Origin of the sequence: Blastococcus sp. MG754426, from assembly GCF_021699055.1 — a bacterium.
In the GTDB taxonomy this organism is placed as follows: Bacteria; Actinomycetota; Actinomycetes; order Mycobacteriales; family Geodermatophilaceae; genus Blastococcus.
Window position 1 is genome coordinate 1 of sequence record NZ_SSXC01000189.1, and the last position, 395, is coordinate 395.

General features: G+C 79.7%; 1 protein-coding gene. It reads right to left on the bottom strand.

The window, feature by feature from the left end:
- Positions 1-189: hypothetical protein (locus E9549_RS22930; RefSeq protein ID WP_236828904.1), on the bottom strand; the 189-nt coding region annotated here is incomplete at its 3' end.
- Positions 190-395 lie beyond the last annotated feature (206 nt).

The following is a 395-nucleotide window of genomic DNA, read 5'->3' on the forward strand; positions in this document are numbered from 1 at the left end:
CGACCGCCGGCCCGCCGCACCGGCGCCGATGCCCGGGACCTCCAGCCGCCGGGTGCGGAACGGGTCGGCCGGGGCGACCGCGGCCTGCTCCCGGGCGGGGGCGGCGTCGGCGTGCCCACCACCTTCGCCCCGCGGCGCCGTCGTGGGCTCGCCCGCGACCTCGCCGTCCCCGGGCAGAGGATCCTTCACCCGCGTTCCGGGGTCGGATCCGTAGGTATTGCCTCCTATGCCTGGGTTCCCGCCGCCGTCGGGGCCCCCGCCGTCCGGGCCGCCGCCGTCGGGGCCGCCGCCCTCGGGGCCGCCGCGGACCGGGCCTGGTGGTGGAACGTGACGACCTCCGCCAGGCCGTGCTCGAGGGCCGCGAGGGCAACCTGGTGCTCTTCGTCGTCGACGCC